Source organism: Peribacillus sp. YIM B13477, from assembly GCF_042787955.1.
Taxonomy (GTDB): Bacteria; Bacillota; Bacilli; order Bacillales; family DSM-1321; genus Peribacillus; species Peribacillus frigoritolerans.
The window spans coordinates 1,307,693-1,322,585 of record NZ_JBHZPD010000001.1; the positions used below are offsets into that span (position 1 = coordinate 1,307,693).

At 38.3% G+C, this 14,893-nt stretch carries 11 protein-coding genes; 1 reads left to right on the forward strand and 10 read right to left on the reverse strand.

The annotated features are described in order from the left end of the window. Nucleotides 1-198 precede the first annotated feature (198 nt). On the forward strand, nucleotides 199-864 hold the full coding sequence (locus tag ACFX4H_RS06335; protein WP_053534993.1) for a GntR family transcriptional regulator: 666 nt from the start codon (nucleotides 199-201) through the stop codon (nucleotides 862-864). Nucleotides 865-1,212: 348 nt separating this feature from the next. On the opposite strand, the gene ACFX4H_RS06340 is transcribed toward ACFX4H_RS06335, so the two are convergent. The 10 genes from ACFX4H_RS06340 to ACFX4H_RS06385 all read right to left on the reverse strand — a co-directional run bounded on the left by ACFX4H_RS06340 (nucleotide 1,213) and on the right by ACFX4H_RS06385 (nucleotide 14,630). Continuing rightward, nucleotides 1,213-2,442, reverse strand: a complete 1,230-nt coding sequence (locus tag ACFX4H_RS06340) for a M20 family metallopeptidase (protein ID WP_377434583.1) — start codon at nucleotides 2,440-2,442, stop codon at nucleotides 1,213-1,215. Between the two features lie 162 nt (nucleotides 2,443-2,604). Further along, nucleotides 2,605-4,074: a M81 family metallopeptidase gene (locus ACFX4H_RS06345; RefSeq protein ID WP_377434586.1), complete on the reverse strand. Its 1,470-nt coding sequence runs from the start codon at nucleotides 4,072-4,074 to the stop codon at nucleotides 2,605-2,607. Between the two features lie 72 nt (nucleotides 4,075-4,146). After that, entirely contained in the window at nucleotides 4,147-5,775 is a 1,629-nt protein-coding gene (locus ACFX4H_RS06350; RefSeq protein ID WP_377434589.1) for an amidohydrolase, read from the reverse strand. Nucleotides 5,776-5,864: 89 nt separating this feature from the next. After that, complete coding sequence (locus ACFX4H_RS06355; RefSeq protein WP_377434592.1) at nucleotides 5,865-6,848, reverse strand: ABC transporter ATP-binding protein; 984 nt, start codon at nucleotides 6,846-6,848, stop codon at nucleotides 5,865-5,867. Beyond that, nucleotides 6,829-7,848, reverse strand: a complete 1,020-nt coding sequence (locus tag ACFX4H_RS06360; protein WP_377434595.1) for an ABC transporter ATP-binding protein — start codon at nucleotides 7,846-7,848, stop codon at nucleotides 6,829-6,831. Before ACFX4H_RS06360 ends, ACFX4H_RS06355 begins: the two co-directional genes overlap by 20 nt. A gap of 31 nt (nucleotides 7,849-7,879) precedes the next feature. Beyond that, on the reverse strand, nucleotides 7,880-8,785 hold the full coding sequence (locus ACFX4H_RS06365) for an ABC transporter permease (protein ID WP_377434598.1): 906 nt from the start codon (nucleotides 8,783-8,785) through the stop codon (nucleotides 7,880-7,882). 27 nt (nucleotides 8,786-8,812) lie between these two features. After that, nucleotides 8,813-9,763: an ABC transporter permease gene (locus tag ACFX4H_RS06370; RefSeq protein WP_377434601.1), complete on the reverse strand. Its 951-nt coding sequence runs from the start codon at nucleotides 9,761-9,763 to the stop codon at nucleotides 8,813-8,815. Between the two features lie 71 nt (nucleotides 9,764-9,834). Continuing rightward, complete coding sequence (locus ACFX4H_RS06375) at nucleotides 9,835-11,409, reverse strand: ABC transporter substrate-binding protein (RefSeq protein ID WP_377434604.1); 1,575 nt, start codon at nucleotides 11,407-11,409, stop codon at nucleotides 9,835-9,837. Between the two features lie 45 nt (nucleotides 11,410-11,454). Further along, nucleotides 11,455-12,885, reverse strand: a complete 1,431-nt coding sequence (locus ACFX4H_RS06380) for an amidohydrolase (RefSeq protein ID WP_377434607.1) — start codon at nucleotides 12,883-12,885, stop codon at nucleotides 11,455-11,457. Between the two features lie 422 nt (nucleotides 12,886-13,307). After that, on the reverse strand, nucleotides 13,308-14,630 hold the full coding sequence (locus ACFX4H_RS06385) for an MFS transporter (RefSeq protein ID WP_377434610.1): 1,323 nt from the start codon (nucleotides 14,628-14,630) through the stop codon (nucleotides 13,308-13,310). Nucleotides 14,631-14,893 lie beyond the last annotated feature (263 nt).

Below are 14,893 nucleotides of genomic sequence, written 5' to 3' on the forward strand. Positions count from 1 at the left end.
TTTTTGATAATTCTTATAATAATTGACATTTATTATTATGTCAACGGTTAACCGTTGACATTTTTTGTGTTATAATTTGAGCTATTAAAGTAGGATTTATGCTTTTATTATTGAAATATATCTATGTATTGAAAAACTCTGATAAATTGAAGGCCGTTTGTTAAATAGATATTAATTAGTTACATAGGGGGCACTATTATGAAAGAAATACAAAAAACTGAATTGCTTCATAATCAGGTATATCATATTCTGAAGGGTATGATTATAGACGGTGAATATCAGCCTGGAGAGCGTTTGGTCGAAACCAGGGTTGCTGAAAGAATCGGGGTTAGCCGGGGTACAATTAGAGAAGCCTTCCAGATGTTATTGAAAGATTACCTACTGGTTCGTGAAGGTAAGGCCATATCAGTTTATAACCCTAGCGTACAGGACATTATTGATGTATATCAATGCCGAATTAGCCTTGAATCTTTAGCTGTTAAATTAGCGACTCAGAATATCACGGACGAGGAATTAAGCAAGTTGGTCGAAGTAATAAATGACTCTAAAATAGCCGTGAATATGAATGATACAAAAAAGCTTACACAACTAAATCAGGAATTTCACGATATCATTGATCTTGCTTCCCGCAACCACCAATTAATCCAATTATGCGATGTTATCAAGACGAAAATACTATATATCAGGACTAGCATTTTAAAAGTACATTTTAAAAACTTTTCCGATTTTGTAGATGATCATGAACGGATCCTTATAGCAATTCAGAATAGAGATCCGGTACGAGCCGAACAGGAAATGCATTCCCATATTGAAAAAAGCTTCCATACAATAAAAGCAACTTTTAAAACCGTCATTGATCAATAAAGGATATTATTTTCAATTTTTCATTGTAAGCTTTAAAAGAAATAAGCGACACTTCCTCATTAAGTTTAAAAGATAATAAAAGATCATCTATATTAGTTAGGACTTATATGGATGATCTTTTATTTGTTATACATGCAAAAAAATATCAAAGTGACAGATGATGCTACTTAGGTTTTATTTAACATATCCATCAAATTCACTTGGAGCTAGATGACCTGTAGTGATGTACTGTTTTTACTAGGTTATTGTGTCAGTTCGGATATTTTAACTGTTAATGTCGTCTAATGATATTCGCATAAAATCTGATATAAGACCTATCCAATTTTGACAGTATTTTTATATCCTTTCTTAATATGATGATTCTTCATTTAAAAAAATAAGGGCGGCAGTCCGATAGATTTCTGTTGTCTCCGCAAGCTCTTCAACATCTACATATTCATTTATTTGGTGTGGTACATCCCTTTCCCCCGCTCCAATCGTGACAATTGGAATACCAGCCATATGCAGGAATGTCCCATCTGTTGCTCCCGGGACACCGTTATACACAGCTTCTTTTCCCGTAACGATCTGAGCAGCTTTTGCAACAGCCGTGACTACTGGGTTATCACGGTCAGTAATGGTCCATGGACGTTCCTCAATCACTTCGATTTCTGCTTTAAAATCAGGATCACCTTTAGCAAGTTTGTCTATTATGTTTTGCAATTGAGATTTTATAACCTTATGCTCTTGTCCAGGTATAGTTCGAATATCCAATGTGGTCATGCATTGATCTGGAACGACATTAATTTGTGCTTCCCCGTGAACAGGCCCCATTAAGATTGTAGGTGTTATGGAGGGCCACCCCAACAGATCATGCTTTCCAAGACGTTCTTTCTCAAGAGTTTCTAACTTATCAATTTCACAGATTATTTTAGCCATACGTGTATTCGGATTGATCCCGCTTAAAGGCATAGCTCCATGAGCCATTTTTCCGTAAACATTAATGGCAATCCGCATGGCCCCCTTTTGTGTAATACAGACTTCATTTTCTTCAGGTTCACAAATGATAGCGCCTGTTACATCTTTTGCCCATCCTTGTTTGATAAAATGCTTAATGCCAATCATCATTCCCTCTTCATCACAAGGAATGCATAAAATAATTTTCCCAGACCAGTATTCCTTATCTCTTAATAAGGAATGAACAGCAGTAATCATACACGAAAGATTTCCTTTTGTATCATTTGTCCCTCGGCCATACATTTTTCCATTTACTATTTCAGCTCCAAAAGGATCGTACTTCCAAGCTTCCCGATCTCCTTCCGTTACCACATCTGTATGTCCTTCGAACAGTAACGTTTTTCCGGGTCTGCCGGAATCAACAATACCGATAACATTTGGACGGCCAGCCTCTACTTCTTCAATATATACCTCAATCCCTATATCCCTTAAATAGTTTGCTACATAGTTCGCGACTTTTTCTTCGTTTCCCCCTTCCACTCCGGGGCGATAGACACTTTCAATTTTGACAAGGGACTGAGTAAGTCGGATTACTTCCTCTTTATCTCTAATTCTCCTAGCCTGCATTTGCTGTACGCTCATTCGTAAATACTCCCTTTCTATTAGAAATTTTTTTGATTTGGCGGTGAGTTAACCTCCAATTGGAGAAACGTTCGTATACTCGTAATATTCAAAAAAGACAATGTTAAAAAGTCCCTTGATGCCTTCCCTTTTTTAATTGAAATGGGTACACGAGACTCATAATTAATTGCAATCTAACGGATAGATCGGTCTAATAATTCTTTGATAATTAAAGCTAGCTACTTTACTCGTGCTTAATCCAGGTGAATCTACAGATATAATCTTTTTAGCAATGTGCTTAAAGCCAGCACGGAAATGCTGTGCTGATTTTAAAGCGACAATCTTATATTCAGTTACATCAATTCCATGTAACAAAAAGATTTGTTCGTCTAACGACTGCCAATTTACGGAACAAACTATAATATCTACATTCCTAACCTGTAACCGAACTGATTTTCCTAGATTAAATTCAAATCCTTTCATCATTGGTGATGAGGTGGTGAATCTGCCATCCGTCAATGCTTTTATATAAGCAGAAGTTAGAGCAATTGGTTCTCCATGTAGGGAATCAGTTTTCCCCCCAATGGATACATCAATTTTCTCACCTACCCCTGCCTGATGAGCTAGGTTTGCTACTTCTGGATCATAAATAAACCCAAAGCATGATTTGGGAATATTGAACTCTAACATTTCCCTCAGTAAATAAGTACCGTCCCCTGGTGCGCCAGCCCCGGGATTATCAGAAGATTCATTAATGATAATTGGACTTTCTCCAATAGATAGCGCTTGGAGTATCCCATTTTTAGGATCAGGAAGTTCCCTTAAAAACTTTGCTCTCATATCCCATATATCCTTGGCCACTTCCTTGCAGACAATTTGCGCTATTTCATCATTGTCATCAGTTATCGTTATGACTGTCGCCGAAACATCTGGAATGTCTGTATATGGAAATCCATGAAAGAAGGTACAATCAATCACTTCTGTTTGTTCTTCCTTGTCTAGACATAATTGTGTAATATCTTTTGCAGGAGACAAATCCGTTGACCCAGCGGCTATTGGTATTAAGATTGGCAGTTTTTTCATTACCATAACAGGGTTGATTTCTCCCTTAAGTATTTTCACTGTTAAATCCATAGCCTTTAAGCCTGTTTCATAACAATCAATATGCGGATAATACTTAACACCTAGTAGCAAATTTGCTTCTTTTACCATAGTTTCAGAAAGGTTTCCATGTAAATCCAAAGTGACGACTATGGGAATTTTATAGCCTAGTATCTTTCTTAACTCACTTAGTAATTCACCTTCTAAATCATCAATTCCATCCACGACACCAGCACCATGTAAAGCGAGGCAAATAGCATCCAGGTTCCCTTTATCCTGTATATTTGTTACTAACTCCCTTTTCAATGTTTCAAAACATTCTTTAGTTATCGTACCAGCTGGATTGGCAAATGCAGAAAAACTTGGAATAAGGTCCACCCCTAATTCCCTTCCTTTATCAATCATTCCACCAATATAATCCTTTACACCTTCATGGCATCGTAACATCTCCTCGTTTCTTGCCCAAAGAATCTCTTTGAATGAATCTTCAGTTGTTTTTACTGAGGAAAACGTATTAGTTTCATGCATAATATGGCCTATACCTATTCTCAATTCCTTTCATCCTTCCTATTTAAGGAACATGTACTTCATCTATCTCTATTTAAATTGTTATCTTGATCTTAGTTAGGGTTTGGAAAGTATATTATTGCTTTCCTTTTGGAATACAACTTTACCGCCTATAATTGTATAATCCACTTGCATATCTTTAATTTGATCAGTAGGTACATCAAGAATTGCACCGTTTAATACAACCAAATCTGCTAACTTTCCTATTTCTATGCTTCCTTTTATATTCTCTTCAAAACTCGCATATGCTCCATTCCATGTAAACAGCTTAATTGCCTCTAATACTCCTATTCGCTGGTTTCCTCCTACAATCTGCCCGGTTGAACTCTTCCTATTAACCGCTCCATGAATTCCCAGAAGAGGATTAAACGATGTGACCGGACTGTCGGAACCTCCAGCCGCTATTATCCCCTTATCAATGAAATCACGAACTGGATACATATGATTGACTCGTTCTCCGTAACTTTTCAAGTAGCCATCACCGTATTCAAGGAAGAAAGCAGGATTCGGAATAGGAATAACTTCTAATTGCCTCATCCGTTCAACTAAATCAGGCATTGTAATTCCTGCATGTTCGATCCGATGGCGGTGATTCTTTATAGGATGTTTTTTCAATGCCTCGTCAATACAGTTAAGCATCAATTCAATAGCCCGGTCTCCTTGAGCATGAGCTGTGATCTGAAACCCTTTTTCATGAGCCTCCCCGAGAATCCGGTTAAGTTCCTCCTGGCTAAAGTACAATATGCCGGAATTTTCTGAATCATCAGTGTAAGGTTTCCTCATTGCAGCAGTTGGACCGCTACTACTTCCATCAGTAAATACCTTAGCTGGGCCAATTTTAAATTTCTCATCTCCGAGGCCTGTTGAAATTCCAGCTTTTATCATCTTGTCAACAAATTCTTCTGACTTATTGATTGTCGAGACAATTGCATAAACCCTAACTTGAATCTTTCCGCTACGAACCGCCTCCTGCATCACCCTAAAGTTTTCCGGGCTAGTGACACCTGCATCGTGAATGCTTGTTATGCCAGAAGCGGTAAAGTCATTAGATGCCATCATTAATCCTTGCAGAAGCTCTTCATGTGTATAGTCAGCCAATTCGTAAAAAGGCATTTGAGCATTTTCTATTAAAACGCCTGAAGGAACTCCTTCCTCATCTCGGACTACTATTCCACCTTCGGGATCTGTGGTATGCTCATCAATTCCTGCTATCTCCAACGCCTTGCTATTTACCACGGAAATGTGACCACAGGCACGTCGGAGAATGATCGGATGATTGCTAGAAATAAGATCCAATTCTTTTCTAGAAGGATATCTATTTTCTGATATTTTGGTTTGATTGAATCCCCATGCACGTACCCACTTTCCAATTGGTGTTTCATTTACTTTTTTTTCAATTTCTTTTAAGACGTCATGTAAAGATTCGATAGTGGGCTCTTTGCAGCTTACCCCTAATTTATTTGTACCATATAAAGTAATATGAAGGTGGGAGTCAATAAAGCCTGGCACTAAACTTCTACCTGCTAAATCCACTACCTCCGTTTGAGATCCAATCAATTGTTTCACTTCTTCATTCGTACCCACCATTACAATTTGTTTATCGGTAACCGCAACAGCTTCATTGACGTCATATTCCATGTTTGATGTAATAACTTGACCATTAACAAGCACTAGATCTGCAAACATCAATACACCTCGTTATCAATTAGATTCCTCTTTATAAAAATGAAAAGTCAGTTTGGGATAATAGTAGTTAATTAGACTAATCTAATAAATTATTCATATAAATGACAGGCTACAAAGTGATTGTTCCCCTTTTTTGTAAGTGCCGGCGATAGAACTTTGCAACGATCCATTACATGGGGACATCTCGTATGAAAAATACATCCCGATGGGGGATTAAGAGGCGACGGTACATCCCCTTTTAAAATAATCCGTTCCTTTTTTAATTTAGGATCGGGGATTGGAACCGCAGACAATAATGCTTGAGTATATGGATGCAATGGATGAGAAAATAGTTCATCTGTTGAAGCCCGCTCTACCATATGTCCCAAATACATAACACCAATGTTATCAGCTATATGTCGAACTACACTTAAATCATGGGCAATAAAGAGGTAAGAAAGATTTAAGTTATCTTGCAATTCCTGCAACAAGTTTATGACCTGCGACTGAATGGATACATCGAGAGCGGACACTGGTTCATCACAAATTACAATATTAGGGTTTACCGCTAGTGCTCTAGCAATCCCGATCCTCTGTCTTTGCCCTCCTGAAAATTCATGTGGGTAGCGGTAATATTGGTCTTCTCTAAGTCCGACTTTATGAAGTAAGTCCAAGGTTCTTTCCATACGCTCTTTCTTTGACCCCATTTTATGTATCTTCATAGGCTCTTCAATTGCATGCCCTATGGTTTGCTTTGGGTCTAAAGAAGAATGCGGATCTTGAAACACCATTTGTATTTCTTGCCTAATTTGATCGATTTCCTTCCCTTTTAACTTAAATAGGTCGCTTTCCTTATATATGGCTTGACCCTCTGTAGGTTCCGTTAAACGCATGATAGTTCTTCCTGTTGTACTTTTCCCACAACCCGATTCACCTACAAGCCCAAGCGTTTCTCGTTCATTTAAGGTAAACTCTACATTATTTACCGCTTTAACATGCCCTTTCACTCGGCCAAGAGGAGTATATATAGGGAAATGCTTCCTTAAGTTCTTGACCTGTAAAATCGGAGCTCTCTCATCTGACAGCGTCTGCAATACCTTCTCGCCTCCCCTCTTGTAATACTGTTTCATAATGCCAACAGCGCACTTTATGTCCATCTTCAATTTCTTTTAATTCAGGTGGTCTTTCTTCACACAGGCTTGTAGAATACGAACATCTTGGAGCAAAGCGACACCCTTTGGGAATATTATTAAGAGACGGGACCATCCCTTCAATCACATGCATGTCTTTAGAACGGTCCCCATCCAAACGTGGAACGGATTTTAGCAATCCTTTGGTGTAGGGATGTAAGGGTTCCGAGAATAAAGATCCTACTTCAGCTTCTTCGATTATTTGGCCTAGATACATAACGACTACGCGTGTACAGACCTCAGCAACTACTCCCAAGTCATGTGTTATCAACATGACTCCCATGTTTAGTTTCTTCTTCAAACCTTGAATCAAGTCCAATATTTGTGCTTGAATAGTGACGTCTAAAGCGGTCGTGGGCTCATCAGCAATTAGTAGATTAGGATTACACGCCAATGCCATTGCAATCATTACCCTCTGTCTCATTCCTCCTGATAATTCATGCGGATACTCATTCACCCTTTTTTCTGGAGAAGGAATTCCTGTTAATTTGAGCATTTCTATAGCTCGGGTAAATGCTTCTTCTTTTCCAAGCTTTTGATGAATGATGTAAGATTCTGCAATTTGATAGCCAATTGTATATACAGGATTAAGAGAAGTCATCGGATCTTGAAATATCATAGATATTTCGTTTCCACGAATGTGTCTCATTTGATCCTCCCTCAAGGATAGCAAGTTTCTGCCCTTATAGATCAGCTCTCCTTCATATTTAGTCGTGTTTTCATTTAACAATCGTAAAATAGATTCCGAGGTTACACTTTTTCCGCATCCCGACTCTCCAACAATCCCTAGGGTCTCTCCTGAATATACCTCGAATGAAACCCCTTTAACTGCGGTAACAGGTCCCTTTTCTGTCATGAACGTCGTTTTGAGGTTTTTGACCTCTAATAAACATTCTTTACCCATAAACGTCCTCCTCATTAATACCGTGTTATTATTATTTCTTTACTTTATTAGTGTGCGGATCGAGTAAATCACGTAGTCCATCACCGAAGAGATTCAATCCCAAAACGGATAGAATAATGAATGCACCTGGGAAAACTGTCATCCACCAAGCATTAAAAATTACGATTTTACCATCAAATAAAATGTTTCCTAGACTTGGTGATGGTGCAGGAATACCAGCTCCCAAAAAACTGAGTGATGCTTCAATTATGACAGAAACTCCAAATACGTAGGTGATTTGAACAATCAGAGGAGACATAGTGTTTGGAGCAATATGAAGCCAGATAATTCGCCATGAACTGGCCCCTTGTGACCTCAAAGCTTCTATAAAAGTTTGTTCTTTGACTACAATGGCAGCTGAACGAACGACACGTGCGACAGTAGGTGTATTTACAATAGATAACGAAAGAATTACATTAATTATATTCGGCCCTAATGCAGCCATGAGTGCAATGGCCAATAGAATTGCAGGAAATGCCATTAAGCCATCACATATCCTCATCAGGATATGATCCAAGGTCCTATAATAAGCTGAGTACAAACCAATTACTGCTCCAATTACTAGTGTTATCGCAGCTACTGTAAGTCCGACGGTCATGGATACCCGGGTGCCATAAACTACCCGGCTAAATAAATCCCTGCCAAAGTTATCTGTTCCAAAAAAATGCTCAGCACTTGGTGGGCTCAGACGAGCTGTTACTATCATGTCATATGGTGTATATACGGTGATCAAAGGTGCAAAAATAGAGATTAAACTGAGAGTCAAGATAATCACACTTCCTGTAACTACAAGCCGGTTTGAAAAATACCTGCTCAGAAGTATAGATTGACGTTCTTTCTTCATATGATTTTTTGAATACAATGGGTCTGTTTTTTCAATTATTGTTTTTGTTTCCATAAATCATTTCCCCTTCAATTCATTTCTTTATTTCCGACTTAACCGTACCCTTGGATCAACCACACCGTACAGTAAATCTACTATTAAATTAATGAATACATAAGCGGCGGAAACCAGCAGTACAGTTCCTTGGAGTACCTCGTAATCTCGCTGCACTATTGAGTTCATGATAAGTTGACCGAGTCCAGGTATATTAAAAACCGTTTCTGTTATTACTGCTCCCGCTACCAATGTCCCAAAGGTTTGTCCAACGACAGTCAGAATAGGGATAAAAGCATTTCTCAATGCATGTTTATAAATGATGAATTTTTCTTTTACACCTTTTGATTTTGCGGTTTTAATGTAATTCATGCTTAGTACCTCTAACATAGAGGCCCTTGTCATCCGCGCAATCAAAGCCGCTTGTATGGCCCCAAGAGACAAGGCAGGCAGTATAAGATATTCAAGGTGCGCCAATAGTCCATCATCAAGTGGTTTATATCCAGCTACCGGAAACCATTGGAGTTTCACTGCGAAAAATAAAGATAATAATAATGCAAGGAGAAAGCTTGGCAAGGAAATTCCCAACAAAGAACCCACCATGAAAATTTGGTCTGTGCTCGTTCCCCGTTTTTTTGCCGCAATAATTCCCATGGGGATAGCTATAAGTATAGAAATCCCCTGTGCCAATATCGCTAATGAAAGTGTGGGACCTAAGTGATTCATAAATACCTGTAATACTGGTTCCTTCATATAAATAGACATTCCCAAGTCGCCATGAAGAAGGCCAAAGACCCAATTGAAAAATTGTTCGTACATAGGTAGATTTAAACCGAGTTCTTCTCGCAATCTTTCAATGTCATCTTCTGTTGCATCTGCCCCAAGCATTACTGATGCCGGATCTCCTGGTATTAAATGCATAATGAAAAAGACTACAATAGCTACAGTTAATAGAACCGGAATGAGAGATAAGACTCGCTGGAGAATATAGGCTTTCATCAAAAATCTCCTTTCTACAATTAACCCCTTCATAATGTAAAACGTATGAAGGGGAATCTAAACAATTAATTTTATTCTTTAGCGGTCGTATTCCATAAAACAGGTCCAAGGAATTCTTGATATCCTTTGACTTTATTCGCTTTTACGGATATGGAATCATAAGCACCAATATTAACAACAGGCATGTCTTCCCAAATTACTCTTTGCAATTCATTAAAAGTTTCTTTAGCTTTATCCTGGGAAGACTGAGCTTTAATTTGATCCAATAGTTTGTCTATTTCTGGGTTATTCGTCCAGCCTGCAAACTTTGCTCTAGAATCCAGGAATGGATATTGAAGAGGGGTTGCGCTAACAGGCCAGCTAGTAAAAAACATTTCCCATAGATCAGGCTTATTTCTACGATCTAATAGAGTAGACCAATCCACCACGTCTAGCTTTACGTTCATACCGATTTTCTGAAGTTGTTGCTGAACTGCCACGGCTGAATTATAATGTTGTGAATAGTCACGGCTGGTCAGGATTCTTAATTCTTCCCCATTATACCCAGCTTCCTTCAGCAATTGTTTGGCCTTTTCAGTATCTTTAGCTTCATAAATTTCTTTCCCTGTATCCGTGTACCATAAGCCTTGCTCTTTTAGCATATATCCAGGGTCCAATCTAAAATAGCCATCAGTTACAGCTGCTGTTAAGACCTCTTTTTTATCAATAGCTAAATTCACCGCTTGGCGAGCTTTAACATTTTTCAGGAATCCATTTTGTTTATTAAAAATTAGAGTGTGAATTCCCAGAGGCGCTTGAATGGTTTCGAGACTTGATACATTTTTAAATTGTGGTGCTGCGTCCCATGGCATCATTACGCTCAAGTCATATTCTCCACTAATCATCCCAGCTACTCGAGTCGAGTTATCAGTGACGAAGTGAAAATATATGTCATCTACAAGAGCTTCCTTTTTACCAGCTAAACCGTCTGCAGGTTGGAATGAAGCCTGATAATCATCAAATTTCTTTAAATGAACGTATTGATTTTGTTTCCACTCTACAAACTTAAAAGGACCAGTTCCGATATATTCTGTGATACCACCCGTATCAGCCGATTCTATAACCTCTTTTGGCATGATGGCCGCGAATTGCCCCACTTCTGCCAGTACTGGTAATAGAACGATAGATGGTGTTTCAACATGAAGGATAACCGTATATTCATCTTCGGCTTCCCACTTAGAATTTCCTAGGTTTGCCTTTGCAACGGCCCCTTCTTGCCATTTTGTCATGGAAGCAATGACATCCTCCGCCTTCATTTCTTTTCCATTATGGAATTTAATGCCTTTTCTCAATACAAATGTAACTTTTTTTCTATCTTTACTAACCTCATAGGATTCAGCAAGCATTGGAGTAACTTCAAATTTAGAATTTAAAGTGACTAGTGTCTCAAAAATATGCCTTGCTGGGTCGCGTGTTGCATTGGCTGTCGTCAGGTGTGGATCAAGTGATGTCGGCTGCGCTGGATAAGCTACTTTTAGTGAACCTCCTAGCTTAGAAGCAGATGAACTACCATTGTTTGAATTATCTGACTTCGAACTGCATCCACCAAGGGCAAGAGCACAAATCAACATGACTATCGAAATGATAAGATTTTTCTTTTCAAACATTTTCTTTCCCCCTTTTTATAATTCATTATAAAGGTAGATTTCTTACTAATTTAGTGGAGGGTTTATTCCTTCTGGAAGTGGAGTTCTGTATTTACCTTTGGTTTCTAATTCTTTCTCAAATTCTTCTTTTGCAACTTCCAGTAGATTCTCATTTTTCATTAAATCAATGACGCTTAACCCTAATATTTTAGAAGCCATTAGCATTCCTTTTTGTCCGATACCAGAACCTACTGAAGCAGTAAATTGCCAAGAGTGGAACGGCGTGCCAATAGGTGCACAAGCTGTATTGAATTGGGCAGTCGGAACATTCCATGAAACATCCGCCACATCTGTTGAACCAGCTAAAATATCACCTTCATCGAAAGGTTCAACTATCGTGTCATTTAAGATAAACTTTACTAACTCAAGGGGTGCACCTGATACTCTAACAACAGTCTCTTTTGTACCTGGTGTAGAAGAAAGGACTAACTCCTCAGCCAAAGCCTTATCTTTTTCATCAAATGGCGGGGGACCGACTTTTTTCATATTTTTCAGTAAAACTTGACCTAATACTTTATTAGGAAGCATGTTATAGCAACCAGTCTGAAACTGAACCTCATAATCGGTTTCCGTCATTAGAGAGGCACCCTTAGCAATATTTACAATGCGATCATACATATCATCCACATCCTGTCTATAAGGGGCGCGGATGTAATACCAAATTTGTGCTCTGTCGGGTACAACATTGGGTTCATGACCACCATCTGTAATGGTAGAGTGAATTCTTGCCCCATCAATGAGATGTTCCCTTAGAAATTGAACGCCCGTATCCATCAACTGAACAGCTTTCAAAGCACTTCTTCCAGATTCAGGATTAGTAGCTGCATGCGAAGCTTTACCGTGAAAATTAAACTTTACAGAATTCATGGCTAAAGAACTGCTGCTCCAAAGAGTATTTAATGAACCGGGATGCCAGGTTAAACATACATCTGTATCTTTGAATATACCTGCACGAACCATGTACACCTTGCCAACCAAGATTTCTTCCGCAGGACATCCAAAGAATTTAATCGTGCCTTTTATACCATCGGCTTCCATTGCTTTTTTAGCAGCTACAGCAGCGCCTACACCTGCGACACCGAAGATGTTGTGCCCGCACCCATGTCCATTACCTCCTTTTTCAACGGGATCTTTTACACCGGATACTTTTTGCGAAAGGCCAGGAAGGGCATCATATTCTCCTAAAATACCAATAACGGGTTTTCCACCCCCCCATGTTGCGACAAATGCAGTAGGCATACCCGCAACACCCATTTCAATAGAAAAACCCTGCTTTTCAAGTAACTTTGCTAATAATCTCGAAGACCGGTATTCTTTAAGACCAAGTTCAGCAAAATCCCAAATTTTCTTGGAAACTTCGATCAATTCAGGGCCCATTTGATCGATCGAATCCAATACTAAATCCTCGCTTTTCTTCATTTCGAGATCGCTACTCATGAATTTCCTCCTTTATTCAAATTTCTATGTACACTCAAAAGAGGTAAGGTTTTTTCTTTCCATGAAAGGTTTAACATTGTTTGATTTTGTTTGAGGAAAAAAATTAAGGAAAATACAAAATTCTTGTCTCGTTCATTTTTAACTACCTCGTCCACTATCTACATTAAAAATTTCTCCTTTGTCTATTCGTGCAAGATATGAAGAAAGGTAAAGTCGTGTATGCAATGTCGCTTTGTAGTGAACAAAGCAGCATATTTCGCAGGAAAAAAATAGATTTAGTAAAAAAATTAATGATCTAGTTCTAATTTCATAACCTTACTCCGACTAATATGAAATTAGGGGTTCTCTTTATAGACTCCCTCTTATTAATCGGCAGATATCTATTTTCAATTCGATATCTTGTTCTGCACTATCGTTTCTCTTTACCTTATATCAAGTTTATTTGATTGGGGCTGAACTGGAGCAGAAGTAACAAGTTTTTCCTTAATTGTAAATACGAGTAAAAAGCAGATGAATAAGACTATACTAATAAAATATAATCCCATCTCTACACTACCTGTAGAATCCTGTACATAACCAATTACATATGGGCCGATAAAGCCACCTAAATTACCAATGGAACTAATGAGTGCTATTCCTACAGCAGCTTCTAATTCAGTAAGGAATAATGAAGGAATAGCCCAAAATGGTCCGAAAATACTGTAGATACCAACAGTTGCAACAGACATCATAATAATGGATAGTATAGGATTCGTAGTTAATCCACACCCCATAAGGCCAATGGCACCCACAAGCGGTGGAATAGCTGCATGCATTTTTCTTTCACCAGTGCGATCAGATCGTCGTGCCCACCAAACCATTGCTATTCCTCCAAAAATATAAGGAATCATTGTAATCAAACCGACTTGAGTATTTGTTAATATATTAGAGAAGGATTTGATAATGGTTGGCATCCAAAACCCTATCCCATACAAACCAGTGACTAACGTAAGGTAAATAAACGACAATCTCCAAATTCTAGTACTTCCAAATATATTTTTCAGACTAGAGTGTTTACCTATTTCCTTTCCTTGATTTTCTTTTTCAATTTCGGAAATGAGCCACTCCTTCTCTTCCTTTGTAAGCCACTTGGCTTGTTCAGGACGATCCGTTAAATAAAAAATTGTCGTAATACCTAAAATGACAGCAGGAATTCCTTCCAGTACAAATATCCAGCGCCAGCCAGCCATTCCACCCCAATTAATATTATCGATTATCCACGTGGTTACGGGTGCTCCAATTATATTGGACACTGTCAAGGCTGTCATAAAAAGGGCTACTGCACGAGCTCTTTCTTTTCCTCGGAACCAATACGTAATATAAAGTAAAACGCCTGGGAAAAATCCAGCTTCGGCAACTCCCAGTAAAAAACGGAGTATATACAAATGATTCGCATTTTGGACCCAGGCTGTTAAAATTACAACAATGCCCCATGTAATCATTATTCGCCCAATCCATTTTCTCGCTCCTATACGATGCATTAGCATATTACTGGGTACTTCAAATAGAAAGTATCCAATAAAGAAAATACCGGAAATCAACCCCAAAGTGGATGCTGTTAACCCGAGATCTTCATTCATTTCTAGAGCAGCATAGCCAATGTTTACTCTGTCTAAAAAAGCAATGATATATAACACAAAAATATAAGGAATAATTCTTCTGGATACCTTTTTTATCGTACGTGCTTCTAATCCAGATTTAGGCATTTTACTAACCCCTCTTTGGAAAATTTTTATGAACTTTGGAGAATAAAAGAATATTTCGTTCTTTTTATTACCTCCAATTTTATTAATGAACTAAGGGCAATAACCGAGTTCAAGGCTTATTCAAAGTAAACAGGAATTCTGGCGCAAAACTGCAATTAGTGTGTCAGATAGATTCGCTCTGATGAAAAGCTAGACTGGGACTGCGCTAACGAGGGTATCAAAAGCTATAAATACTGAATAAAAAAACACAATTGGAGTAGTTC

Coding starts and splice junctions, on each gene's coding strand:
- ACFX4H_RS06335 (WP_053534993.1), top strand. CDS start 199: ATGAAAGAAATACAAAAAACTGAATTGCTTCATAATCAGGTATATCAT.
- ACFX4H_RS06340 (WP_377434583.1), bottom strand. CDS start 2,442: ATGAGCGTACAGCAAATGCAGGCTAGGAGAATTAGAGATAAAGAGGAA.
- ACFX4H_RS06350 (WP_377434589.1), bottom strand. CDS start 5,775: ATGTTTGCAGATCTAGTGCTTGTTAATGGTCAAGTTATTACATCAAAC.
- ACFX4H_RS06360 (WP_377434595.1), bottom strand. CDS start 7,848: ATGGGTAAAGAATGTTTATTAGAGGTCAAAAACCTCAAAACGACGTTC.
- ACFX4H_RS06365 (WP_377434598.1), bottom strand. CDS start 8,785: ATGGAAACAAAAACAATAATTGAAAAAACAGACCCATTGTATTCAAAA.
- ACFX4H_RS06370 (WP_377434601.1), bottom strand. CDS start 9,763: ATGAAAGCCTATATTCTCCAGCGAGTCTTATCTCTCATTCCGGTTCTA.
- ACFX4H_RS06375 (WP_377434604.1), bottom strand. CDS start 11,409: ATGTTTGAAAAGAAAAATCTTATCATTTCGATAGTCATGTTGATTTGT.
- ACFX4H_RS06380 (WP_377434607.1), bottom strand. CDS start 12,885: ATGAGTAGCGATCTCGAAATGAAGAAAAGCGAGGATTTAGTATTGGAT.
- ACFX4H_RS06385 (WP_377434610.1), bottom strand. CDS start 14,630: ATGCCTAAATCTGGATTAGAAGCACGTACGATAAAAAAGGTATCCAGA.